This window comes from Pusillimonas sp. SM2304 (assembly GCF_031628915.1).
Lineage (GTDB): Bacteria > Pseudomonadota > Gammaproteobacteria > Burkholderiales > Burkholderiaceae_B > Pusillimonas_C.
Genome location: NZ_JAVLUJ010000001.1, coordinates 1,826,769 through 1,849,684, shown reverse-complemented (window position 1 = coordinate 1,849,684; position 22,916 = coordinate 1,826,769). Strand labels below are relative to the sequence as shown.

Genomic DNA, 22,916 nt, shown 5'->3' with positions numbered 1-22,916 from the left:
TCCAGAAAATATTCAAACACCTGTGGTGGAGAGGCTTTATGCAAATAGGAATCCCACGTGAGCGCCTGCCGGGCGAAACACGCGTGGCCGCGACGCCGGAAACGGTCAAGAAATATGTGGCGGCCAAACATACGGTCGTGGTCGAGGAAGGCGCCGGCGCCCACGCCCATTTTCCCGACGACGCCTACGTTCAGGCAGGCGCGCAAATCGTCGACGCCGCCCAGGCCCTGGGCGCCGAGCTCGTGCTGAAGGTCCGCGCGCCGGACGCCGGCGAACGCCAGCACATGAAACGTGGTGCCGTGCTGATTGGGATGCTCGACCCCTTCGACGCCGACGGCATCGCCGGCCTGGCCAGCGCCGGCCTGACCGCATTCGCGCTCGAGGCCGCGCCGCGCATCACGCGCGCGCAAAGCCTGGACGTCTTGTCGTCGCAGGCCAACCTGGCCGGCTACAAGGCCGTGCTATTGGCCGCCAATCAGTACGGCCGGCTGTTCCCCATGATGATGACCGCCGCCGGCACGCTCAAGGCGGCGCGGGTCGTCGTGCTGGGCGCCGGCGTGGCCGGGCTGCAGGCAATTGCCACGGCCAAGCGCCTGGGCGCCGTGGTCGAGGCGTCCGACGTACGGCCGGCTGCCAAAGAGCAGATCGAATCACTGGGCGCCAAGTTCATCGACGTGCCCTTCGAGACCGACGAAGAACGTGAAATCGCCCAAGGGGTGGGCGGTTATGCACGCCCCATGCCCCCCGCCTGGATGGCGCGGCAGGCCGCCCTGGTGGCGGAACGGTGCAAGCAGGCGGACATCGTGATCAGCACCGCGCTGATTCCTGGCCGCCCGGCGCCGCAATTGATCAGCGCCGAAACCGTCCAGGGCATGAAACCGGGCTCGGTCATTGTCGACCTGGCCGTAGAACGCGGCGGCAACTGCCCCTTGTCGGAAAAAGACCAGGTGGTTGAAAAGCACGGCGTTGCCCTGATCGGCTACAGCAATCTGGCCGCCCTGGTGCCGCACGATGCCTCGGCCCTGTATGCCCGCAACATCCTGGACTTCATGAAACTGATCGCCAACGCCGAAGGCGAACTGGCCATACAGCATGATGATGAAATCGTTACCGCCTGCCTGATGAGCAAGGACGGCGCCGTATTAAGGAGCTCCTGATGGAAGCAGTCAGCCCTACCCTGATCAATCTCATTATCTTCGTGCTGGCCGTCTATGTGGGTTTCCACGTCGTCTGGAACGTCACGCCCGCTCTGCACACCCCCCTTATGGCGGTCACCAACGCCATCTCGGCCATCGTCATCGTCGGCGCCATGCTGGCTGCCGCGCTGACTGAAAGCAGCCTGGCCCGGTACATGGGCGTTTTTGCCGTGGCCCTGGCCGCCGTCAACGTCTTCGGCGGCTTCCTGGTCACGCGGCGCATGCTCGAAATGTTCAAGAAGAAAGAAAAGAAAACCAGCACAGGAGGCCAGGCATGATCTCGCACGATCTGGTTACCCTGTTTTATCTGATCGCCTCGGTGTGCTTCATCCAGGCGCTCAAAGGTCTGTCGCATCCCACGACATCGCGCCGGGGCAACGCCTTCGGCATGGCGGGCATGGCCATCGCCATCCTGACCACGGCGGCGCTGATCGTGAGCCTGGCCACCGAAGGCACGGCCGGCATCGGCCTGGGCTGGGTCGTGCTGGGCCTGCTGATCGGCGGCAGCATCGGCACCGTCATGGCCAAGAAAGTCGAAATGACCAAGATGCCGGAACTGGTCGCCTTCATGCACAGCATGATCGGCCTGGCCGCGGTCGCCATTGCCATTGCCATCGTGGCCGAACCCGACGCCTTCGGCATTACGGCGGCCGGCGCCCTTATTCCCGTGGGCAACCGGCTGGAACTGTTCATCGGCACTTTTGTCGGCGCGATTACCTTTTCAGGCTCGGTCATTGCTTTCGGCAAGCTGTCCGGAAAGTACAAGTTCCGGCTGTTCCAGGGCGCACCGGTCGTGTTCAGCGGCCAGCATATGCTTAACCTGGTCCTGGCCCTGGTCATGGTCGCCTGCGGCCTGTGGTTCATGGCCACGCAAGACTGGCTGCCCTTCATCATCATGACGGCCCTGGCCTTTGTGCTGGGCGTATTGATCATCATCCCGATCGGCGGCGCCGACATGCCGGTGGTGGTCTCGATGCTGAACAGCTATTCGGGCTGGGCCGCCGCAGGCATCGGCTTCTCGCTGAACAATCCCATGCTCATCATCGCCGGGTCCCTGGTGGGTTCGTCGGGCGCCATCCTGTCTTACATCATGTGCAAGGCCATGAACCGGTCTTTCTTCAACGTGATTCTAGGCGGGTTCGGGGCCGAGCCGGGCGCTGCCGCCGCCGGCGGCGATCAGGCCCAGCGCAACGTCAAGTCGGGCAGCCCCGATGACGCCGCCTTCCTGATGAGCAATGCCGAATCGGTCACCATCGTGCCCGGCTACGGCCTGGCCGTCGCCCGCGCGCAGCATGCGCTCAAGGAGCTGGCCGAAAAGCTCACCGAGCAAGGCGTGACCGTCAAGTACGCCATTCATCCTGTGGCCGGCCGGATGCCTGGCCATATGAACGTGCTGCTGGCCGAAGCCGAGGTGCCTTACGACCAGGTCTTCGAAATGGACGACATCAACGGCGAGTTTGCCCAAACCGACGTCGTGCTGGTGCTGGGCGCCAACGACGTGGTCAACCCCGCCGCCAAGAACGACCCGCAGTCGCCCATTGCCGGCATGCCCATCCTGGAAGCCTACAAAGCGCGTACCGTCATCGTCAACAAGCGCTCCATGGCCGCCGGCTACGCAGGCCTGGACAACGAACTGTTCTACATGGATAAAACCATGATGGTGTTCGGCGATGCCAAGAAGGTCATTGAAGACATGGTGAAAGCCGTTGACTGACGTGCTTGTTCACTCGGCGCAGCAAACCGCCGACCTGCTGGATTTTCCCAGCCTGATGGCCTGCCTGGCCACGGCGGCCGGCGAGCTCGCGGCCGGCGCCATTGCGGCGCCGGAGCGCCAAGTGGTGCCCATGCCGCAAGGCGGCGTCATGCTCTCGATGCCGGCCGCGGCCAGCGACCTGTGCATTCACAAGCTCGTCAATGTCGTGCCCGGCAACCGGACCCGGAAGCTGCCGACCATCCACGGTGTCGTGACGGCCTACGACGGCGCCAGCGGCCAAGCGCTGTTCGTGCTCGATGGCCCCACCGTCACGGCGCGCCGCACGGCCGCCATCAGCATGCTGGGCCTGGCAAGCTTTCTGGCCGCCGCGCCGCAACGCATCGCCCTGATCGGCACGGGCGCGCAGGCCGATGGCCATGCCGAGGCCCTGGCCGCTTTGTATCCAGGCCTGGACGTCGCCGTGATCGGGCGCAGCCCGGACAAGGCGCAAGCTTTCGTGTCGCGGCACCGGCATCTGCCCCTGGCGCTCACGGCCGGCACGGCGGTGCCCGACGATGCGCAAGCCGTCATGACGCTGACCACCAGCAGCACCCCCGTCTACGGCGAGGCCGCCCGGCCCGGGCGGCTGGTCATAGGCGTAGGGGCATTCAAGCCGGATCTGGCCGAAATCGCACCGGCCACCCTGCATGCCAGCCAGGTGTATGTCGACGACCTGCACGGCGCGCGTCACGAGGCCGGCGACCTCATCCAGGCCCATACCGACTGGGATCAGGTCAAGACACTGTCATCGGCACTGGCCGGCGGCGTCCCGTTCGACACGCCGATCGTCTTCAAGTCCGTCGGCTGCGCAGCCTGGGATCTGGCCGCGGCGCGCTGCGCCCAGTCAAAAATAAAATAGAATAAGCCCATACAAGAAAAACAAGACCACAATCATTCGTGATGGAGACAACATGGCCGATGTACCGCTGCTCCGGTGCTTCGTTGACGGACAATGGCTGGAAACACCGCAGCGGTTTTCCAATATCAATCCGGTCAATGGACAATTGATCAGCCAGGTATGCGAGGCGGATGCCGCCACCGTGGAGCGCGCGGTGCAGGCGGCCAATCGCGCTTCGCAAGAAACCTGGAAAACCCTGACCGCTCAAGAACGCGCCGCGCTGCTCCACCGCATCGCCGATGGCATAGAACAGCGTTTCGACGACTTCGTCTTGGCCGAAGTCATGGATACCGGCCGCCCCGTGCATCAGGCACGCTCGCTGGACGTCGCGCGGGGCATCGCCAACTTTCGCACCTTTGCCGATCTGGTCAAGACAGGCGCCAGCGACATGTACGAAGGCAGCGCCCCCGACGGCGCCAAAGTCATCAACTATGTCACGCGCAAGCCACTGGGCACCGTCGGCATCATTTCGCCTTGGAACCTGCCCCTGCTGCTGCTCACCTGGAAAGTGGCGCCGGCCCTGGCCATGGGCAACTGCGTCGTGGTCAAGCCTTCTGAAGAAACCCCATCGTCCGCCACGCTGCTGGCCGAAGTCATCCAGGCGGTGGGCCTGCCCCACGGCGTGTTCAACCTGGTGCATGGCTTTGGCCCCGATTCCGCCGGTGAATACCTGAGTACGCATCCCGGCATTGCCGCCATCACCTTTACCGGCGAATCCCGCACAGGCACCACCATCATGAAAGCGGCGGCGGAAGGGGTCAAGGAAGTCTCGTTCGAGCTGGGCGGCAAGAACGCCGCCGTTGTCTTTGCCGATGCCGATTTCGAAGCCGCTGCCGCCGGCGTCATGCGATCCAGCTTCACCAATTCCGGCCAGGTCTGCCTGTGTTCCGAGCGCGTCTATGTCGAACGCCCCATTTTCGAGCGTTTCGTGGCGGAATTGAAACAGCGCTGCGAAAAGCTGGTGCTCGATTATCCAGACGCGCCCGATGTCGACATGGGGCCGCTGGTTTCGCTGCAGCATCGCGACAAGGTCCTGTCTTACTATCAACTGGCGCGCGAAGAAGGCGCGACCATCGTCGCGGGCGGCTCCGTGCCGGTTTTCGGCGATGAGCGCGATCAGGGCGCCTATGTGCAGCCCACCATCCTGACCGGGCTGCCGGACACGGCCCGCTGCATGCGCGAAGAAATCTTCGGGCCCGTGTGCCATGTATCGCCTTTCGATACGGAAGACGAAGTCATCCATCGCGTCAATGACAGCGCCTATGGCCTGGCCGCCTGCGTCTGGACCACCCACCTGTCCCGCGCGCACCGCGTCGCCAGCCAGTTTGAAACCGGCATCGTCTGGGTCAATACCTGGTTCACGCGCGATCTGCGCACCCCGTTCGGGGGCACGAAGCTATCGGGCCTGGGGCGCGAAGGCGGCCGCTACTCGCTGGATTTCTATTCCGAAATCAGCACCATCTGCATCAAGCTTTAAATCACCAAGGACAAGAAAATGGGCCATCCTTCCACAGCACGCGTTGTCACCGGCAAAGCCACACCCCGCGGCGCCTTCCCGCACATCAAGCGCGCCGGGGATTTCCTGTTTGTGTCCGGCACCAGTTCGCGCCGCCCCGACAACAGCATTGCGGGGGCATCGGCCGACGCCATGGGCACGGTCACGCTGGATATTCGCGCGCAGACCCGCGCCGTGATCGAGAATATCCAGGATATTCTGGCCAGCGAAGGCGCGGGGCTCGAACACTTGGTCGAGATTTCGGCCTTTCTGGTCAACATGAACGACTTCGGCGGGTACAACGAAGTGTACGGCGAATTCTTTTCGGCCGATGGCCCCACCCGCACGACCGTTGCAGTCCATCAATTGCCTCACCCGCAGCTGCTGATAGAAATCAAGGCCGTCGCTTACTTCCCCGCGCAATCCTGAGCGCCCCGCCCGCGCCCGACCAACCCGCACAGGAGACCGATATGCTGACCTACGGTAAACCGTTCAACTTCGAGCGCTGGATAGACGAGCACGCCCACCTGCTCAAGCCGCCGGTCGGCAATCAGCAAATCTGGCAAGACAGCGATTTCCTGATCACCGTCGTGGGCGGCCCCAACAGCCGTACCGACTACCACGATGACCCGCTGGAAGAGTTTTTTTATCAACTGCGCGGCAATGCGTATCTGAACCTGTGGATAGACGGCAAACGCGAACGGGTCGACCTGAAGGAAGGCGACATCTTCCTGCTTCCGCCGCGCGTCAGGCATTCGCCGCAGCGGCCCGAAGCCAATAGCGCCTGTCTGGTGATCGAGCGCCAAAGGCCCGAAGGCCTGAAAGACGGCTTCGAATGGTATTGCGAATCGGACGACGGCTGCGGCCACTTGGTGCACCGCGTTGAAACGCAGCTGCAAAGCATCGTCAAAGACCTGCCCCCGCTGTTCAAGGCTTTTTACGAATCCGAAGAAAAACGCCGCTGTCCGAATTGCGGCAAGCTGCATCCTGGGAAGTCGGCATCATGAAGAAAATAGACATGCACGCGCATTTTTTTCCGCCTATCTCGCAGGCGCTGGCTGCCGGCCTGGACGCCGACAAAGCGCCCTGGCTGGCCATAGACAGCGGCGGCGAGACCGGGCAGATCATGAAAGGCGCACACCCCTTCCGGCCCGTCTACCGCGCCCTGTGGGACCCGCAGCAGCGCCTGGAGGAAATGGACAGGCACGGCATAGACCTGCAGATTGTCTGCGCGACACCCATTATGTTCGGCTACGAATTTCCCGCTGAACAGACTGCGTCGTGGGCGGCGCGCATGAACGACCTGGCGCTGGAGCATTGCGCGGCTGACCCGCACAGGCTCAAGGCCATGGCCCAGGTCCCCCTGCAAGACCTCGAGCTGGCCTGCCGCGAGGCGTCGCGCGCCAAGGCCAGCGGCCATGTCGGCGTACAGATCGGCAGCCATCTGGGCGCGCGCGACCTGGACGACGAGCATCTGGTGCAGTTCCTGATCCATTGCGCCAACGACGGCATACCCATCCTGGCGCACCCCTGGGACATGATGACCGATGGGCGCATGAAAAAATGGATGCTGCCCTGGCTGGTCGCCATGCCGGCCGAAACTCAACTGGGTATTTTGTCGCTGATATTGTCGGGCGCCTTCGAACGCATCCCCGCCAGCCTGAAGCTGTGCTTCGCCCATGGCGGCGGCAGCTTTGCCTTCCTGCTGGGCCGGGTGGACAATGCCTGGGAATGCCGCGACATTGTCCGGCAGGACTGCCCCCAGCGCCCTTCCAGCTACACCAACCGTTTTTATGTGGACAGCGCTGTGTTCGATGCCGGCGCATTGCGGCTGTTGGTCGATGTGATGGGCGCTGACCGGGTCATGCTGGGCTCCGACTACCCCTTCCCGCTGGGCGAACAAAATATCGGCAAGCTGGTGGCCGACAACCCCTGGCTGACCCCCGCTGACAAGCAAAGCATCAGTGCAGGCAATGCCGTCGATTTTTTTGATCTTCGCGGCTAAGAAACAGTTTGCAATAAAATGTGTTTATCATAATCGGTTAGACTAGGGACGGCCAATCCGTTCTTCATGCGACCCTCTATAGCTCTGTTAACTCATGTCAACTGCCACGCATAGTGTCGCCGACGATAACGGCGATCCCTACCAGACGAGTTCCCAACTCGAGATCGTTCGATTGCTGCGCTCCATCGAAGCCAGGAAGGCCTTGCTGCGCATGCACCTGAAAGGCCGAGCCGTTGCCATCGTCACAACCATTCTCGAAGTCGACGCGGCCAACCATCGCTTGATCGTCGACGTATCCAGCGACCCCGATTTCAACGAGCGCATTATCAAAGCCCAGTCGGTCACCTTCGACACCATGCTGGACAAAATCCATATCCAGTTCTCGACGACCGACATCACACCCTGCCTGCAAGACAATCTGCCTGCGCTGAGCATGCCTATTCCGCAAACGCTCAGCCGCATACAGCGCCGGGAATACTACCGGGTCGATACCCCGGTCACCCATCCGGCATCGTGCAAAATCCCCATCAAGGGCGAGCACGGCACCATCGAGCACAGCCTGATCGTCAAAGACATCAGCGCGGGCGGCGTCTCGCTGGTCGATGCCGATCACATACTCGACAACAGCAAAGGCGCGACCTACAAGCACTGCAAGCTGGAACTGCCCGAAGTGGGCAGTGTCGTGACCGAACTGCGGGTCATGCGTTCGCAAGACGAAAGCCTTGCCAACGATGTCGAACGCCGGGTCATTGGCTGCAAGTTCGTCAATTTGCCCAATCCCATGCAGATCATGGTGCAGCATTACATCGGCCTGCTCGAACGCAAGCTGAACGCAAAACGCCGCGGCTTCGATTAAGGCCCGTCAACACTGTCGAACAGGACCGCGGGTGGCGCCACCCCGGCGGCATCCGCCCATTTTGCCTAAGGATGAATCATGGACGCCGACTTCTGGCTGGCACGATGGCGTGAAGACCGCACGCACTTTCACCAGCAACGCGTTACCCCCTTGCTTCAAAAGTACTGGCCCGCATTGGAATTGCCGGGCAGCGCCCGCGTATTGGTACCGCTATGCGGCAAATCGCTGGACATGATCTGGCTGGCCCAGCAAGGCCATGCCGTGCTGGGCGTAGAGCTGGCGCAACAGGCGATCGAACAGTTCTTTGACGAGAACGGCCTGCATCCCGCCATCGAAGACAGCCCCATCGGCCCCCGCTACCAGGCAGGCAATATTGACATCATCTGCGCCGATATCTTTACGCTGGACGCGCATACGCTGTCGGGCTGCGCAGGGGTGTATGACCGTGCCGCGCTGGTTGCCTTGCCCGCCGGCATGCGGCGGCGCTATGTCGAGCATGTATATGGGCAGCTCGCCAGCCAGTATCGCGGGCTGCTGCTGACGCTGGACTATGAGCAGGAGCAGATGGACGGACCGCCCTTCGCGCTCAAGGACGCTGAAGTGCAAAGCCTGTATGCCGGCCACTCGCGCGCCACGCTGATCGACCAGCGCGGCATCCTGGACAAAGAGCCCAAGTTCGTCGAGCGTGGGCTGAGCCGGCTGGACACGCTGGTCTACCGGCTTGACGGCACGCGCTGACGCGAGGCCCGATACAACAGCCTCGCGCCGCAGCGGCTAGCGCGTCATGAAATGCAGCGGCGCCAGCACCAGTTGCGGAAACAGGATCAGCAGCAGCAACACCGCCGACTGCGCCAGCAGATAGGGGGTCACGGCGCGGATGACCGGCTCCATGCGCACCTTGGCCACCCCGCACACCACATTCAACACCGTCCCGACCGGCGGCGTAATCAGCCCGATGGCGTTGTTCATGATGAACAGCACACCGAAGTACACGGGGTCGATGCCCGCCATGCGTACCGCCGGCATCAGCACCGGGATCAGGATCAATATGGTCGGCGCAAAATCCAGCACCGTGCCCACGGTAAACACCAGCATCATAATGACGAGCATCAGCAATATCGGGCTGTCTATCAGGGGCTGAAGTATGTCCGCCACCACCATGGGAATGTTGGCCGCCGCGATCAGCCACGCCGAGACTTGCGCCGCCGCCACCAGGAACATGACGATGGCGGATGTTTTCCCGGCCGCCAGCAGCAAGCCGTACAGGTGCCGCAGCTTGAGTTCGCCATACACGACAAAGCCCACGAACAGCGCATAGAAAACGGCCACCACCGCGGCCTCGGTCGGCGTGAAATACCCTGCTTTCAGGCCCCCGACAATGATCACCGGCATGAGCAGCGCCCAGAAGCCGGCGGTCGTTGCCGCCCAGCGCTGGCGCGACGACATCTTGCCGCCGCGCGGCATCTCGTCGCGCTTGGCCTGATAGGCCCAGGTCGCGACCAGGGCCAACGCCATCAGCAGGCCGGGCACAATGCCCGCGATGAAAAGCTTGGTGATCGAAATGTTGCCCACCACCCCCAGCATGACAAACCCGATGGAAGGCGGAATGATGGGGGCAATGATGCCGCCCGACGCAATCAGCCCGGACGCGCGCGGTACGTTGTAGCCGGCGGACCGCATCATGGGAATCAGCAATGCCGCAACGGCTGCCGTATCGGCAATGGCCGAGCCCGACAGCGACGCCATGATCACGCAGGCAAAGATCGCCACATAGCCCAGCCCGCCCTTGAAATGCCCGACCCACGCGCCCGCGACATCGACGATGCGCCGGGAAATGCCCCCCGCGTTCATCAGTTCGCCCGCCAGGACGAAAAACGGAATGGCGATCAATGGGAAGCTGTCCGCCCCGGACAGCATGTTCTGCGCCATGATCTGCGCATCGAAGAAGTCCATGTACCACATCATGGCCATGCTGCAGACCATCAGTGCAAAGGCAATCGGTACGCCAAGCGCCATGGCGGCCAGCAACGACAGAACGAAAATAGCGATAAGCATGTCTGATTCCCGCTAGTCGATGTAGGCCGACGGAATCAGCTCGGCGGCGGACACCCTGCCTGTCGCCAGCCGCAGGATATTGAACAGCGCCAGCATGCCGATCGATGCCGCGCAAAGATAAGCCGCCGAGTACACCACGCTCATCGAAATGCCGGTCACGAGTCCGGTGTTCGCCACATTGAGCGCGTGCTGCTTGAGCAGGCCCCACAGCAGGACGCCGCAGCAGGCCAGCACCAATGCCTGTCCCAGCAATACCGCGATGAAGCGCGGCTTGCCCGACAGGCGCCTGACCAGGATATCCACGCCCAGATGGCCGCTTTCGCGCATGGCAACGATGGCGCCCAGAAATGTCAGCCAGATGAACATGAAGCGCGACAGCTCTTCGGCGATGTTGATGCCCGAGTTGAAGAAGTGGCGCAGTATCACATTGCCGAATACCATCAGGCACATTGCCGCCAGGCAGATCACCATGACGAGCTCCAGCGTCTTGAAGTACCAGACCGTAAGTTTTTTCATTATTGAGTATCCAGGTAGTTGTCCTGTGGATGGCGGCTTGCGGCGCGAAGCTTCACTGTGAAAATATCTTGCCCGGATTCATGATATTGCGGGGATCAAGCGACTGCTTGATGCGCCGCATGACGTCCACGGACACGCTGCCCAGCTCATCGACCAGAAAACCTTGCTTATGCAGGCCGATGCCGTGTTCGCCCGTGCACGTGCCGTCCATCTCCAATGCGCGGGCGACCAGGCGCGCATTGAGCGCCTCGGCCTGATCGATCTCGCTTTGGGCGTCGCCGTCAACCAGCACCTGAACGTGAAAATTGCCGTCGCCCACATGACCGACCACCGGCGCAATCATTCCCGATCGGCGCAAGTCTTCAATGGTTTCATTGACGCAATCGGCAAGGCGCGAGATGGGCACGCACACGTCGGTGACGATGGAACGAGCGCCGGGGCGCAGTTGCAAGGCGGCAAAATACACGTTGTGCCGCGCCTCCCAGAGTTTGCTGCGCGCTTCGGGGCTGGCCGACCATTCGAATTTTCCGGCGCCGAAATCCTGCGTGATCTCTTGCACCAGCGCGATTTGCTCGTTCAGGCCCGATTCGCTTCCATGAAACTCGAAGAACAAGTGCGGCTGCTCGGGAAGGCCTGTCTTGCTGTACAGGTTGAGCGCCCTGATCGCCACCGGATCGACAAATTCGCAGCGCGCCACGGGAACGCCCAATTGAATAATCTGAACGACCGCCTGGACCGCGGCATCGATGTCCGGGAACGCACACACCGCCGCCGTCGTGCTTTCGGGCAAAGGGTGCAGCCTGACGGTCGCTTCCACCACGACCCCCAGGGTGCCTTCCGACCCCACGAAAAGGCGGGTCAGGTCGTAGCCCGCCGCTGACTTCCGGGCGCGCTGGCCTGTTTTCACGACTTCCCCGCTTGCCGTCACCACGGTCAGGTTCACGACGTTCTCGCGCATGGTGCCGTAGCGCACGGCATTCGTGCCCGAGGCCCGTGTGGCGCACATGCCGCCAAAGCTGGCATCGGCCCCCGGGTCGACGGGGAAGAACAGGCCGGTATCGCGCAGCACGGCATTCAAGGCCTTGCGCGTGACGCCAGGCTGCACCGATGCGGTCTGGTCCTGGGCATGGATGGCCAGCACACGATCCATTTGCTGCAGATTCAGGGTCAGGCCGCCCTGCGCGGCCAGGGTGTGGCCTTCCAGGGATGAGCCCGCGCCGTAAGGAATGATGGGGACGCTGAACTGATCGCACAGCTTGACGATGGCCACCACCTCGGCCGTATCCCGGGCATAGGCCACCGCGTCGGGCGGCATGGCGGCGAAGATCGACTCATCGCGGCCATGCTGCTCGCGCACCGCCATACTGACCGAGAATCGGTCGCCCAGCAGTTCATCAAGCTGGCCGGTAAACGCTGCCGGTAGCGTGCATGGCTGTGTCATGGCCTTACTTGCCCGCACGCGCCGCGGCAATTTCGGTGCGCACCAGCGTCATGAACTCGGGACCGATCTTTTCCAGATGCGGCGCAATGGCGGGCGGGACAAGATCGCGGATTTTTTGAAGGTCATCGTCGGAGAAACGGCTGACCTCCATGCCTTCGTCTTTCATGTGCTGCAGGGCAACGTCGACTTCGGAAGCGGTCAGCTCCCGCTGATAGACGGTTGCGTTCTTTGCCGCCGCCGTCATGAGCTTCTGCTCTTCAGGCGACAGGCCGTCCCAGAACTTCTTGGACACCGCGAAGATCAGCGGCGAATAAACGTGCCCCGACAAGGTCATGTATTTCTGCACTTCGTAGAAGCGCTGCGTATTCATGAGCACGACCGGGTTTTCCTGCCCATCGAAAGCCTTCGTTTCCAAGGCGACGAACAATTCCGACCAGGCCAGCGGCGACGCATTCGCCCCCAGCGCCTTGAATGCATCCAGCGTCAGCGGATTGGGCTGCGTGCGCAGCTTGAGCCCTTCCAGATCCGCCAGCGTGTTCACGGGACGGCGCGAATTGGTGATGTGACGGAAGCCGTTTTCCCACCAGCCCAGCACATGGATACCCACGGCACTGAGTTTTTCATTCAGGTAGTCGCCCACCGCGCCGTCAAATACGGCATGGGCTTCGGCTTCGGACTGGAATAGAAACGGAACGTCCTGGAAGCCCAGCTCTTTGACCTGACCCAGCATCGCCAGGGCGCTGCCCGTGTAGAATTCCTGCACGCCGCCCTGCAAGGCGCCCAGCATCTGAGGATCCGGCCCCAGCGCCTGATTGGCGATCACCGAGATCTTCATTTTTCCGTTGGTGGCCTGGCTCATTTCGGCCGCGAACTTCTTGGCGGCTTCGCCCGCCGGATGGTTGTCCGCCATGCCGTGGCCGAAACGGGCGTTGTACGCCTTGAATTCCTGCGCCTGCGCACTGCTGGCGGCTGTGACGCCGGCCATGGCCGTGAAGGCAGTGATGGCCAATAGATGCTTGAGTTTCATGGTTGTCTCCTTGGGATTGTAATTATCAGGATGCGGTGGTCTATGCGGCGGCATCCGCGTGCTGAACCCGGTTTCTCAGCAAGCCGATACCTTCTATTTCTACTTCGCAGACATCTCCGGGCTTCATATACAACTGGGGGTCGCGGGCATGTCCGATACCGGAAGGCGTGCCCGCGACGATCACGTCGCCGGCTTCCAGCGTCATGGCTGCGCTGATCGTGACGATAAGTGATTCAACGTCAAACACCATGTCCGCCGTATTGGCCGACTGCACGGTCTGGCCGTTCAGGCGGGTTTCCAGCTTCAGGCCGCGCGCGCCTGGCGGCAGTTCGTCAGCCGTGACCATATACGGCCCGAATGCCCCCGTGCCATCGAAATTTTTCCCCACCATCCATTGCGGCGATTTGAACTGATACTCGCGTACGCTGCCGTCATTGAACACCGAGTAGCCCAGGACGTGATCCAGCGCCGTGGCGCGGGAAATACACTTTCCGGCCTTGCCGATGATGACGGCCAGTTCGCCTTCATAGTCCAGCGTGCTGGACAGCACGGGGTAAAGCATGGGGGCATCATGGGCGATGACACTGGTATTGAACCGGGAGAACAAAGTCGGGTAGTCCGGCTGCTCGAAGCCGCTTTCAGCCGAATGATCCGTGTAATTGAGCCCGACACAGATAATCTTGGCGGGCTCGCCGACCGGCGGCAACAGCTGTACCGCATCGACATCGACAGCAGACTGCTGCAGCATGGCGCGGGCCGCCGCCGCAAAGGCCTCGGGCCCCTTCCGTATTTGCGCATCGACCGAACCGGGATACGAATGGGTTTCTGCCGTGCATCCGTGCCACTGCCCCGTCTCGGCATTGCTCACAGCCCAGCCTTCGCGGCCACCAGCCAAATAACGGACAACCTTCATGTTGGAATCTCCTCCCTGTCAAGTTGGGCAGACTATAGCATTCATTATCTATTAATTGAAGAAAAATATATTATTTACTGATTAGAATAAACCCGTATAGAATGTAGATTCTATGAGCACAAGCCATAAACTCACGCAAGCAGAGATGGCGCGCCACCTGATTCGCGCCGAAATTCTGGACGGCAGCCTGGCCCCGGGGGCCAAGCTCAACATCAAGTCGCTGGAAGGCAGGCTGAACGTCAGCCTGGGCGCCATCCGCGAAGCCCTGTCGCGCCTGAGCGCCGAAGGCATGGTCACCGCGGAATCGCATCGCGGCTATCGCGTCAGCGCAGTCAGCGCGGAAGAACTGCTGGATCTGACCCAGACCCGCATCGACATTGAATCGCTGTGCCTGAGCCAGGCCATACAAAACGGGGATGTCGAATGGGAAACCCGGATCGTCGGCGCCGCGCACCGCATGGAACGGCTGCAGCAATCCCCTTCCGATACCGAGGCGCGGATCACGGAAAGCTGGATACAGGCGCACGGCGAGTTTCACGAAGCCTTGGTCAGCGCCTGTCCCAGCGCCTGGCTGCACCGGATGCGCACGCTGCTGTATGAGCAAAGCGAACGCTACCGCCGGCTGTCCGTGCCGCTGGATACCGACCACCGGGATGTGCGCGAGGAACACCGGCGCCTGATGGACGCCGTCTTGCGCCGCGACACGCCCGCGGCCCTGCAGGAGCTTGAGCGGCACCTGTTGGCCACGGCGCAAATCATTCTGCGCTCGCCCCTGCTTCAATCGACCCGGGCGGAATCCTCAGGGTAATCACTGATCGTCAATGTCCTTTATCGACTCCGGACTGTCCCATATTGATCTATTGGAAAGGGTCTTCCCCCTTTACCATTTGCGTGTCCCATCCACTCACGATCAATAGCGACAAAGGCCGCCAACCGATCCGGTGCAAACGCACGGAACGCATCAGGAAAGCGGGTTCAGGCCTATACAAAATCCTCTGGAGACATACGATGAAACTGCATCACATCCTTGGTTGCACCCTATCCTCCGGCCTCATGCTGGCCTCTACACTGGCAATGGCCGCCCCCGTCAAGATTGCCATTCTTGAGACCCTCTCGGGCCCTCAAGCCTCCACCGGCCTGACCTATCGCGCCGCCGCCCGTTATGCAGTGGACCAAATGAATGCGAATGGGGGATGGAACGGCGAGAAAGTCCAGCTTGTCGAATACGACAACCAGGGGGGTCCAGCCGGCGCCGCCGACAAGTTGAAAGCAGCCATTGCCGATGGCGTGCAAATCGTGGTGCAGGGCGCGTCCTCGGCAATCGGCGGCCAAATTACCGAAGACATACGCAAGCACAACCTGCGCAACCCCGGTAAAGAGCTTATCTATCTGAATGTGGGGGCCGAAGCTCAAGAACTGACCGGTAAAAAATGCCAGTTCTATCACTTTCGCGTGGCCGGCAATGCGCCGGTGCGCGTGCAGGCCCTGGTGGCCGGCATGAAAGAAGCCGGGGCCCTGGGTACGCGCGTTTATGCCATCAACCAAAACTACTCGTGGGGCCAGGACATGGAACAAGCCATTGTCGATAGCGCTGCCACCGGGGGTTACGAGGTTGTCGAAAAAACACTTCACGATGTCAACAAAGTGCAAGACTTCGCCCCCTACGTGAACAAGATTGCCGCCACCAACGCCGATACGGTGATGACAGGAAACTGGTCCAACGATTTGCTGTTGTTGATGAAGGCAACCAGGGCGGCCGGCCTGAAAGCGCGATTCGGCACGGTATACCTGGACCAGCCCGGCAACATTGCCAACGCGGGCGACCTTGCCCTGGGCCACTTTGTGGTGCAGGCCTTCAACCCCGAGGCCGCAGGCGCCGAGGGCGAGGCATTTGTCAAGGATTACCAAGCCAAGACCGGCCATGTGCCCACGTTCATTGAGCCGCAAACCGTCTTCGGACTTCAGTTGGTGGCCGACGCCATGGGCCGGGTCCAGCCCGAAAACGGAAAGCTGAACATCCAGAAGCTTGCTTTCGAGATGGAGAAGGCTTCGATCGAAACCCCCATGGGCACGCTCAGCATGCGTGCCGCCGACCATCAAGCACAAATGCCCATGGTGGTTTCCGTTGCGTCGAAAGAGGCCGTCTACAAAGCGGATGGCACTGACCTGGGCTTCAAGCCCGTGAAGGTGTTCAGCGCCGACGAAGCGGCGACGCCGGCGCAGCCAGCGTGCAAAATGCAGCGGCCCGACCCGGCGTAAAGCCAAACGCAAAGCGGTTCCCGCTACGTAAATCGACTGGTCCTGCCTGGCTGCGCGCCAGCCCCCGGCAGGCCAGGCAAGAACCATTCAAGCCTGCTTCGAGATTTCTATGGATTTCCTTGTCATATCGCTATTGAACGGCGTGATCTATGGCCTGCTCCTGTTCATGGTGTCAGCCGGGCTGACGCTTATATTCGGGATGATGGGCATACTGAATTTTGCCCACGCCTCCTTCTACATGCTGGGCGCCTACTTTGCCTATGCCCTGCAAGGCTCGCTAGGATTCTGGGGCGCCCTGATCGCAGCGCCATTGCTGGTCGGACTGATAGGGGTGCTGGTCGAGCGCTACATCTTGCGCCGGGTACATCACCATGGCCACGCGCACGAGCTGCTGATCACCTTCGGCCTGTCGTTCATCATCGCCGAACTGGTCAAGCTGTTCTTTGGCAATTACCCGGTCAATTACCGGGTACCCGATGCGCTGGATTTTTCCGCGTTCGCCCTCGGCGGCCTGAACTACCCGGCCTACCGCGTGTTCATGGGCGTGGTCGCCATCTCGATGTTCGTGGCCATCTATCAATTGCTCACCCGCACCCGCGTAGGCATTGTGGTCAGGTCGGCGCTGTATCGCCCCAAAATGGCGGAAGCGCTCGGACATAACGTTCCGCTGGTGTTCATGGGGGTCTTCGGCGTGGGGGCCGCATTGGCCGGCCTGGCAGGCGCGGTGGCCGGCGCGTTCTACACCACCAACCCCAACATGGCGCTTGAACTGGGCGTCATGGTCTTCGTGGTGGTCGTCGTGGGAGGCCTGGGTTCGTTGGGCGGCGCGATGGCGGCATCGCTGCTGATTGGGGTCGTGACCTCCATCGCGGTCGGCATCGATGCAACACTGGCCGACTTTTTTTCGCTCTTCGGCGCACGCGCCTGGGCCGAGCAGACAGGAGGCGTCTTCATGCTGAAGATCTCCAGCCTGTCCTCGACCATCCCCTTCGCGTTGATGCTGCTTGTGCTACTTGTGCGTCCGAATGGACTGATGGGCGGCAAGGGATAGACTCATGAAGATTCAATATCTGCTTGTTGGCGCCGGCATCGTATTGCTGGCAGCCGCCCCCTTTGTGCTGTCGCAGGGTCTGATCAATGCGGCCATACCCATGCTGATCGCCGCGCTGTTCGCATGCGCCTACAACCTGCTGTGCGGCCAGGCGGGCATGCTGTCGTTCGGGCACTGCGCCTATTTCGGCATCGGCGCATTTTCAACCATCCATGCGATGAACGCGCTGGACGGAACTGGCTTGCTGCCAACGCCGCTGATGCCGCTGGCGGGCGCGGCTGGGGGCCTGATTTTCGGCGCAATTGCGGGCTGGTTCGCCACACAGCGCACCGGCACCTATTTCGCCATGATCACCCTGGCCATTGCGGAACTGTTGCACGCCCTGTCGCCGCACCTGAAAGAAATCTTCGGCGGCGAAGCGGGGGTATCGGCCATGCGCATGCCGGCTTGGGGCTTTACGTTCGGGACCACGAATGAGGTCTACTATTTGACCCTCGCATGGGTGGTGCTTTGCCTGGGGCTGCTGTACCTGATCACGCTGACCCCGCTGGGACGCCTTGCCCTGGGCCTGCGTGAAAACGCCCACCGGCTGCGTTTCCTGGGCTATAACGTTCACCGCCTGAGCGTACTGATCTTTGCCATTTCGGGCATGTTCTCCGGTATTGCCGGCGGGTTGCAGATCGTCAGCAACGAAGCGGCCAACTATGTCCTCTTCGACCCCACCCTGTCCGCCGCGGTCGTGCTCAACACCTATATCGGCGGCGTCAATGTGTTCCTGGGGCCAGCCCTGGGCGCGGCGGCGATGACATTCTTCGGCTACGTGGTGTCCGATATGACGCAGTCCTGGCTGCTGTACCAAGGGCTGCTGTTCGTCCTGGTCATGATGTTCATGCCCACAGGCATGAGCGGGCTTGCCGTCCTGGCCTATGCGTTTGTAAAGCGACTTGGGATCAAGGCCGCTGCACCCGCCGTTCTTCTTTATCTGACCGCCTCCTCGTGCTTCATCGGGGCCTGCGTTTTCCTCGTCGAGCTTCTGCGGCGCGTCTTTTCGCATGACTATATCGCACTCGCCCGAGCGGCCGATGCCACCGGCCTTCCAGCCATCGTCCTGTTTGGCTGGAGCTGGTCGCCATCGAGCGTCCCGACATGGCTGCTACCGCTGGGGCTGACGGCCCTGGGCATCGCCTGCTGGAAACTCGCGAAGATCAGCATTGCCGCACAGGAAAGCCGCGCGGCGCATCCGCAACACACCACGATTCCGTCCCCGACCGAGCAGAGGTCCGCATGACACAACCCATACTGATGCTTCACGACCTGCGCAAATCGTTCGGCGCAAGCGAAATCATTCGCGGCGTGAGCCTGGCCGTTCTACCCAACGAGCGCCACGCCATCATCGGTCCCAATGGCGCCGGGAAATCAACGCTATTTCATCTGATCTCGGGCAATGTTCGCCCCGACTCGGGCGACATTATTCTGGATGGTCGGTCCATTACGGGGAAGGCGCCGCAATCGATCAACCGTCTTGGGCTTTCCCGGTCTTTCCAGATCACCAATATTTTCCCGCGGCTGACTGTGTACGAAAACATCAGGCTCGCCGTCATGCGCGCCCATGGCTTGCAGTACTGCTTCTGGCGTTTCGTCAACGTCAACAAACAGATTCGGCAACAATGCGACCAACTGCTCGAACGGGTGCGCCTGTCTGCCCGCGCGTCCACCATCGCGGGGGAAATGGCCTACTCGGAACAGCGCTCGCTGGAAATCGCCATGACCCTGGCCTCGGATCCGACCGTGATCCTGCTGGACGAACCCATGGCCGGCATGTCGAAAGACGAGACCAGCTATACGGTCGCGCTGATCAAAGAGGTCACCGCGGGCAGAGCGCTGCTGATCGTCGAGCATGATATGGAAGTGGTTTTTTCCCTGAGCGACAGGATCAGCGTGCTGGTCTACGGCGAACTGATCGCCACCGGCACGCCCGACGAGGTCCGGCACAATGCGAAAGTGAAGGAAGCCTATCTGGGCGAGGAGGTCGCGGCATGACGCCCGAAGAACCCTTGCTGTGCATCGACAACCTGCACGCGCATTATGGGAAGAGCCATGTGCTGCACGGCGTATCGTTCGACGTACACAACAACGAAGTGGTCAGTCTGATTGGCCGCAACGGCTCGGGACGATCCACCACGCTGAAGGCGATCATGGGTCTGCTTCCTCCTTCGTCGGGCAACATCACGCTGCAGGGGAAGCGCATCTCCGGACTGCGGTCCTACGAAATTTGCCGCGCGGGCGTTGCATACGTACCTGAAGAGCGCGACGTGTTCCCCAATCTGACGGTGGATGAAAACCTGCGGATGGGCGAGCAGCCCCCGGCAACGGATACCTGCCGCTGGACCATGGAGCAAATGTTCGATTACTTCCCCAGGCTGAAAGAAAGAAGGAATACGCTGGCGGGCAGTCTATCCGGGGGTGAACAGCAAATGCTCACGATTTGCCGGTCGCTGCTTGGTCACCCCCAAGTCATTCTGATCGATGAACCCACGGAAGGACTGGCCCCGAAAATCGTGGCTGCCGTCGGAGACTGCATTCGAGACATACACCGGAAAGGCGTGTCGGTCGTGCTGGTCGAACAGAAACTGGCCATTGCCCTGAAGGTGTCCACGCGCATGTGCGTCATGGGACATGGCCGCATCGTGTATGAAGGGACGCCGCAAGAGGTCACGGGCAATGACCAGCTTCTTGCGGACTGGCTTGCGGTTTAAGCGGCGCCGCATATCGCCACTACTGGATATCAAACCAACATGAAACACGCAAAAGACAAAGTCATTATCACCTGCGCAGTAACAGGGGGTGTACATACCCCGTCCATGTCTCCCTATCTTCCATTGACGCCCGAGCAGATTGCCGCCGACGCGATCGCCGCCAGCGAGGCAGGCGCGGCCATACTGCATCTGCACGCACGCGATCCGATAGATGGCAGCCCGACCCCGGACCCGAACGTTTTCCGGCAGTTCGTCCCGCAGATCAAGGCGGCCACCGATGCGGTGATCAACATCACGACCGGCGGCAGCACCCGGATGAGCCTGGAAGAACGTCTTGCCTATCCGCTTATGGCGCAGCCCGAGATGTGCTCATTGAACATGGGATCGATGAATTTTTCCATCCATCCGGCGGCGGAGAAAATCCAGCAATGGAAGCACGGCTGGGAAAAGCCCTATATTGAAGGCATGGAAGACCTGATCTTCCGCAACACCTTCAAAGACATCAAGCATATTCTGCGCGTGCTGGGCGACGAACACGGAACGCGCTTCGAGTTCGAGTGCTACGACCTGGGCCACCTGTACAACCTTGCCCACTTCGTCAATGAAGGACTGATCAAGGGCCCTTTGTTCATCCAGTGCATCTTCGGCATTCTTGGCGGCATGGGCCCGGACCCCGAAAATCTGGTGCATATGCGCACCACGGCCGACCGCTTGTTCGGCAGGGAAAACTATCGCTTTTCAGTATTGGGGGCCGGTAGGCATCAGATGCCGCTTTCAACGATGTCCGCCTTGCTGGGCGGCAATATACGGGTTGGGCTGGAAGACAGCCTCTTCCTGGGCAAAGGCCAGTTGGCAAGCTCAAGCGCCGATCAGGTGCTGAAGATGCGGCGCATACTGGAGGAGCTTTCGTTTGACATCGCCACGCCCGACGAGGCCCGGGCCATGCTGGGACTGAAAGGGCGTCACGCCGTCGGTTTCTGACAAACCAGGCATCGGGCGGCTCGCCGCCCTGCCCACCCTTCAAAGATACTCAACGTTGCCGTCGACGCTGATGGCCTGTCCGGTAATGTTGACGGCAGCCGGCGACGAAAGGAACAAAGTCATGGCCGCGATGTCCTCCATGGTGACCATGCGGCGCAGCGATATCTTGTCCATATACTGTTCATGCATGGCCTCTTCACTGATGCCCAGCGCTTCTGCCCGGGCAGACATGACACGGCTCATGCGTTCGCCGGCCACCACACCAGGCAATACCGCGTTTACCCGCACGTTATCGGGACCCAGCTCGCTGGCCAGGGATTTCATGAGCCCGACTATGGCCCATTTGGTCGCCGCATAAGGCGTGCGATAAGGATAGCCCAGGCGGCCCGCCACCGACGACATGACAACGATATGGGGGTTGTGTTCAGACTGCCTCAGGAATGGGACCGCCTTCCTCAGGAAATAGAACTGGCTGTTCAGATTGGTGGAAATCGTCTGCTGCCACGCCGCCACATCCAGTTGGTCGATGCCACCCGTGGGACCGGCAATGCCCGCATTGTTGATCAGGACGTCCAGTCCGCCCAGCGCAAGAATCGCCTCGTCCATGATGCGGTCAACGTCGGACTGAACGCCGACATCGACCACAGCGCCTTGCATGCCGGGATATTTTTCCTTCATGCGCTGGACGGCATGTGCGTCGATGTCGCAAATATAGACCTGCGCCCCCGCCTCGTGAAACGCCTGGGCCGCCGTGCCGCCTATTCCCGCAGCACCCCCGGTAATCAATACTTTCAGGCCCGTAGGGGGCAACAATCGATCAGCAATACTCATCATTCTCTCTGCTAAAAAAACGGCGGCGCCCGCCCCACGTGGGGCTACAGGGTCAAGCCGCCCGTGGCTTCGATCACCGCGCCATTGACGTAGCTTGCGTCGTCACTGGCCAGAAAAGCGTAAATACTGGCGATCTCCTCGGGCCTGCCCAGCCGCTTCAGCGGTACCTGTTCGCACATCTTGGTCAGCACGTTGTCAGGGACGCTGGAAAGCATGGATGTTTCTATAAAGCCGGGGGCCACGGCATTGACCCGGATACCCTTCGGGCCCAGCTCGCGCGCCCAGGTTTTGGTAAACCCGATCACGCCAAATTTGGCGGCTGCATAGTTCGTCTGCCCAAAGTTTCCGTAGATGCCCACCACAGAACTTGCATTCAGGATCACGCCGCTGCCTTGTGCGACCATGGTGTGAATGACCGACTGTGCAACGTTGAAGACGCCTTTCAAGTTGACGTCTATCACCGAATCGAACTCGTCTGCGCTCATCTTCTCGAGCCGGGCATCGCGGGTAATGCCCGCGTTGTTCACCAGAACGTCTATTCCCCCAAAACGCGCCACGGCGCCTGCGACCATCTGGTCCAGGGCTGCCCGGTCTGTCACGTTAAGCGAAAACCCAAGCGCTTCCACACCCGTTTCCTCGCATGCGGCCACCGTTTGCTGTACTGCGTCGTCATTCAGGTCGCACACGACGATGGCCGCTCCCTCTTGGGCAAATTTGAGTGCTGTCGCTTTTCCGATGCCCTGGCCTGCGCCAGTAACCATTGCGACTTTTCCTTTTAGCTTCATATACACGCCACTATTAAAATAATCATCCACAATTAATGAATGCGCCGAAACCGGCAAGGCCGCGGCACCCGGGTCATAGCAAGAGATTAACGATATTT

Annotated in this window: 24 protein-coding genes; 17 read left to right on the top strand and 7 right to left on the bottom strand. The window is 61.1% G+C overall.

The annotated features are described in order from the left end of the window. Positions 1–38: 38 nt before the first annotated feature. The 10 genes from RE432_RS08635 to RE432_RS08590 all read left to right on the top strand — a co-directional run bounded on the left by RE432_RS08635 (position 39) and on the right by RE432_RS08590 (position 8,941). On the top strand, positions 39–1,157 hold the full coding sequence (locus RE432_RS08635) for a Re/Si-specific NAD(P)(+) transhydrogenase subunit alpha (RefSeq protein WP_310932917.1): 1,119 nt from the start codon (positions 39–41) through the stop codon (positions 1,155–1,157). Then, entirely contained in the window at positions 1,157–1,474 is a 318-nt protein-coding gene (locus RE432_RS08630) for an NAD(P) transhydrogenase subunit alpha (protein ID WP_310932916.1), read from the top strand. Before RE432_RS08635 ends, RE432_RS08630 begins: the two co-directional genes overlap by 1 nt. Continuing rightward, a complete protein-coding gene (locus tag RE432_RS08625; protein ID WP_310932915.1) occupies positions 1,471–2,910 on the top strand; it encodes an NAD(P)(+) transhydrogenase (Re/Si-specific) subunit beta in 1,440 nt (479 codons plus the stop codon). The genes RE432_RS08630 and RE432_RS08625 overlap by 4 nt, the downstream gene beginning before the upstream one ends. Beyond that, positions 2,903–3,808, top strand: coding sequence for a bifunctional Delta(1)-pyrroline-2-carboxylate/Delta(1)-piperideine-2-carboxylate reductase (gene lhpI / locus RE432_RS08620; RefSeq protein ID WP_310932914.1), 906 nt, complete (start codon positions 2,903–2,905; stop codon positions 3,806–3,808). Before RE432_RS08625 ends, lhpI begins: the two co-directional genes overlap by 8 nt. A gap of 52 nt (positions 3,809–3,860) precedes the next feature. Beyond that, positions 3,861–5,324 (top strand): 2-hydroxymuconic semialdehyde dehydrogenase, encoded by a 1,464-nt coding sequence (locus RE432_RS08615; RefSeq protein ID WP_310932913.1) that lies wholly within the window; start codon positions 3,861–3,863, stop codon positions 5,322–5,324. Positions 5,325–5,342: 18 nt separating this feature from the next. Then, positions 5,343–5,771 carry a RidA family protein gene (locus RE432_RS08610; protein WP_310932912.1) on the top strand — a complete coding sequence of 143 codons (429 nt, stop codon included), beginning with the start codon at positions 5,343–5,345 and terminating at the stop codon, positions 5,769–5,771. Between the two features lie 41 nt (positions 5,772–5,812). After that, positions 5,813–6,349 (top strand): 3-hydroxyanthranilate 3,4-dioxygenase, encoded by a 537-nt coding sequence (locus tag RE432_RS08605; RefSeq protein ID WP_310932911.1) that lies wholly within the window; start codon positions 5,813–5,815, stop codon positions 6,347–6,349. Then, entirely contained in the window at positions 6,346–7,347 is a 1,002-nt protein-coding gene (locus RE432_RS08600) for an amidohydrolase family protein (RefSeq protein WP_310932910.1), read from the top strand. Before RE432_RS08605 ends, RE432_RS08600 begins: the two co-directional genes overlap by 4 nt. A gap of 94 nt (positions 7,348–7,441) precedes the next feature. Next, a complete protein-coding gene (locus tag RE432_RS08595) occupies positions 7,442–8,203 on the top strand; it encodes a flagellar regulator YcgR PilZN domain-containing protein (protein ID WP_310932909.1) in 762 nt (253 codons plus the stop codon). Positions 8,204–8,281: 78 nt separating this feature from the next. Continuing rightward, on the top strand, positions 8,282–8,941 hold the full coding sequence (locus RE432_RS08590; RefSeq protein ID WP_310932908.1) for a thiopurine S-methyltransferase: 660 nt from the start codon (positions 8,282–8,284) through the stop codon (positions 8,939–8,941). Positions 8,942–8,977: 36 nt separating this feature from the next. On the opposite strand, the gene RE432_RS08585 is transcribed toward RE432_RS08590, so the two are convergent. From RE432_RS08585 to RE432_RS08565, 5 genes are read right to left on the bottom strand one after another with little or no spacing between them, the layout of a single operon-like run. Further along, the gene (locus RE432_RS08585; RefSeq protein ID WP_310932907.1) at positions 8,978–10,258 is read right to left on the bottom strand and encodes a TRAP transporter large permease subunit; all 1,281 of its coding nucleotides are present in this window, start codon (positions 10,256–10,258) and stop codon (positions 8,978–8,980) included. Between the two features lie 12 nt (positions 10,259–10,270). Continuing rightward, on the bottom strand, positions 10,271–10,774 hold the full coding sequence (locus RE432_RS08580; RefSeq protein ID WP_310932906.1) for a TRAP transporter small permease: 504 nt from the start codon (positions 10,772–10,774) through the stop codon (positions 10,271–10,273). Between the two features lie 52 nt (positions 10,775–10,826). Continuing rightward, the gene (locus RE432_RS08575) at positions 10,827–12,215 is read right to left on the bottom strand and encodes an FAD-linked oxidase C-terminal domain-containing protein (RefSeq protein ID WP_310932905.1); all 1,389 of its coding nucleotides are present in this window, start codon (positions 12,213–12,215) and stop codon (positions 10,827–10,829) included. Between the two features lie 4 nt (positions 12,216–12,219). After that, positions 12,220–13,242 (bottom strand): TRAP transporter substrate-binding protein, encoded by a 1,023-nt coding sequence (locus RE432_RS08570; protein ID WP_310932904.1) that lies wholly within the window; start codon positions 13,240–13,242, stop codon positions 12,220–12,222. A gap of 40 nt (positions 13,243–13,282) precedes the next feature. After that, positions 13,283–14,155 carry a fumarylacetoacetate hydrolase family protein gene (locus tag RE432_RS08565; protein WP_310932903.1) on the bottom strand — a complete coding sequence of 291 codons (873 nt, stop codon included), beginning with the start codon at positions 14,153–14,155 and terminating at the stop codon, positions 13,283–13,285. Positions 14,156–14,267: 112 nt separating this feature from the next. On the opposite strand from RE432_RS08565, the gene RE432_RS08560 reads away from it, so the two are divergent. The 7 genes from RE432_RS08560 to RE432_RS08530 all read left to right on the top strand — a co-directional run bounded on the left by RE432_RS08560 (position 14,268) and on the right by RE432_RS08530 (position 21,202). Then, positions 14,268–14,963, top strand: a complete 696-nt coding sequence (locus RE432_RS08560) for an FCD domain-containing protein (protein WP_310932902.1) — start codon at positions 14,268–14,270, stop codon at positions 14,961–14,963. 200 nt (positions 14,964–15,163) lie between these two features. After that, positions 15,164–16,414: a branched-chain amino acid ABC transporter substrate-binding protein gene (locus RE432_RS08555; protein ID WP_310932901.1), complete on the top strand. Its 1,251-nt coding sequence runs from the start codon at positions 15,164–15,166 to the stop codon at positions 16,412–16,414. 109 nt (positions 16,415–16,523) lie between these two features. Further along, positions 16,524–17,465 (top strand): branched-chain amino acid ABC transporter permease, encoded by a 942-nt coding sequence (locus tag RE432_RS08550; protein WP_310932900.1) that lies wholly within the window; start codon positions 16,524–16,526, stop codon positions 17,463–17,465. Positions 17,466–17,469: 4 nt separating this feature from the next. Further along, on the top strand, positions 17,470–18,753 hold the full coding sequence (locus RE432_RS08545) for a branched-chain amino acid ABC transporter permease (protein WP_310932898.1): 1,284 nt from the start codon (positions 17,470–17,472) through the stop codon (positions 18,751–18,753). Next, a complete protein-coding gene (locus RE432_RS08540) occupies positions 18,750–19,505 on the top strand; it encodes an ABC transporter ATP-binding protein (protein ID WP_310932896.1) in 756 nt (251 codons plus the stop codon). The genes RE432_RS08545 and RE432_RS08540 overlap by 4 nt, the downstream gene beginning before the upstream one ends. Continuing rightward, positions 19,502–20,221: an ABC transporter ATP-binding protein gene (locus RE432_RS08535; protein ID WP_310932895.1), complete on the top strand. Its 720-nt coding sequence runs from the start codon at positions 19,502–19,504 to the stop codon at positions 20,219–20,221. The genes RE432_RS08540 and RE432_RS08535 overlap by 4 nt, the downstream gene beginning before the upstream one ends. A gap of 39 nt (positions 20,222–20,260) precedes the next feature. Next, positions 20,261–21,202 carry a 3-keto-5-aminohexanoate cleavage protein gene (locus RE432_RS08530; protein ID WP_310932894.1) on the top strand — a complete coding sequence of 314 codons (942 nt, stop codon included), beginning with the start codon at positions 20,261–20,263 and terminating at the stop codon, positions 21,200–21,202. A gap of 39 nt (positions 21,203–21,241) precedes the next feature. Here RE432_RS08530 and RE432_RS08525 read toward each other — a convergent pair whose 3' ends face one another. Both RE432_RS08525 and fabG read right to left on the bottom strand, forming a co-directional pair. After that, positions 21,242–22,033, bottom strand: coding sequence for an SDR family oxidoreductase (locus RE432_RS08525; protein WP_310933070.1), 792 nt, complete (start codon positions 22,031–22,033; stop codon positions 21,242–21,244). Between the two features lie 44 nt (positions 22,034–22,077). Further along, positions 22,078–22,818 (bottom strand): 3-oxoacyl-ACP reductase FabG, encoded by a 741-nt coding sequence (gene fabG, locus RE432_RS08520; protein ID WP_310932893.1) that lies wholly within the window; start codon positions 22,816–22,818, stop codon positions 22,078–22,080. Positions 22,819–22,916: the final 98 nt, after the last annotated feature.

Coding starts and splice junctions, on each gene's coding strand:
- RE432_RS08615 (WP_310932913.1), top strand. CDS start 3,861: ATGGCCGATGTACCGCTGCTCCGGTGCTTCGTTGACGGACAATGGCTG.
- RE432_RS08585 (WP_310932907.1), bottom strand. CDS start 10,258: ATGCTTATCGCTATTTTCGTTCTGTCGTTGCTGGCCGCCATGGCGCTT.
- fabG (WP_310932893.1), bottom strand. CDS start 22,818: ATGAAGCTAAAAGGAAAAGTCGCAATGGTTACTGGCGCAGGCCAGGGC.
- RE432_RS08560 (WP_310932902.1), top strand. CDS start 14,268: ATGAGCACAAGCCATAAACTCACGCAAGCAGAGATGGCGCGCCACCTG.
- RE432_RS08525 (WP_310933070.1), bottom strand. CDS start 22,033: ATGAGTATTGCTGATCGATTGTTGCCCCCTACGGGCCTGAAAGTATTG.
- RE432_RS08540 (WP_310932896.1), top strand. CDS start 18,750: ATGACACAACCCATACTGATGCTTCACGACCTGCGCAAATCGTTCGGC.
- RE432_RS08605 (WP_310932911.1), top strand. CDS start 5,813: ATGCTGACCTACGGTAAACCGTTCAACTTCGAGCGCTGGATAGACGAG.
- RE432_RS08600 (WP_310932910.1), top strand. CDS start 6,346: ATGAAGAAAATAGACATGCACGCGCATTTTTTTCCGCCTATCTCGCAG.
- RE432_RS08550 (WP_310932900.1), top strand. CDS start 16,524: ATGGATTTCCTTGTCATATCGCTATTGAACGGCGTGATCTATGGCCTG.
- RE432_RS08635 (WP_310932917.1), top strand. CDS start 39: ATGCAAATAGGAATCCCACGTGAGCGCCTGCCGGGCGAAACACGCGTG.
- RE432_RS08570 (WP_310932904.1), bottom strand. CDS start 13,242: ATGAAACTCAAGCATCTATTGGCCATCACTGCCTTCACGGCCATGGCC.
- RE432_RS08625 (WP_310932915.1), top strand. CDS start 1,471: ATGATCTCGCACGATCTGGTTACCCTGTTTTATCTGATCGCCTCGGTG.
- RE432_RS08595 (WP_310932909.1), top strand. CDS start 7,442: ATGTCAACTGCCACGCATAGTGTCGCCGACGATAACGGCGATCCCTAC.
- RE432_RS08530 (WP_310932894.1), top strand. CDS start 20,261: ATGAAACACGCAAAAGACAAAGTCATTATCACCTGCGCAGTAACAGGG.
- RE432_RS08610 (WP_310932912.1), top strand. CDS start 5,343: ATGGGCCATCCTTCCACAGCACGCGTTGTCACCGGCAAAGCCACACCC.
- RE432_RS08580 (WP_310932906.1), bottom strand. CDS start 10,774: ATGAAAAAACTTACGGTCTGGTACTTCAAGACGCTGGAGCTCGTCATG.
- RE432_RS08565 (WP_310932903.1), bottom strand. CDS start 14,155: ATGAAGGTTGTCCGTTATTTGGCTGGTGGCCGCGAAGGCTGGGCTGTG.
- RE432_RS08575 (WP_310932905.1), bottom strand. CDS start 12,215: ATGACACAGCCATGCACGCTACCGGCAGCGTTTACCGGCCAGCTTGAT.
- RE432_RS08555 (WP_310932901.1), top strand. CDS start 15,164: ATGAAACTGCATCACATCCTTGGTTGCACCCTATCCTCCGGCCTCATG.
- RE432_RS08630 (WP_310932916.1), top strand. CDS start 1,157: ATGGAAGCAGTCAGCCCTACCCTGATCAATCTCATTATCTTCGTGCTG.
- RE432_RS08535 (WP_310932895.1), top strand. CDS start 19,502: ATGACGCCCGAAGAACCCTTGCTGTGCATCGACAACCTGCACGCGCAT.
- RE432_RS08590 (WP_310932908.1), top strand. CDS start 8,282: ATGGACGCCGACTTCTGGCTGGCACGATGGCGTGAAGACCGCACGCAC.
- RE432_RS08545 (WP_310932898.1), top strand. CDS start 17,470: ATGAAGATTCAATATCTGCTTGTTGGCGCCGGCATCGTATTGCTGGCA.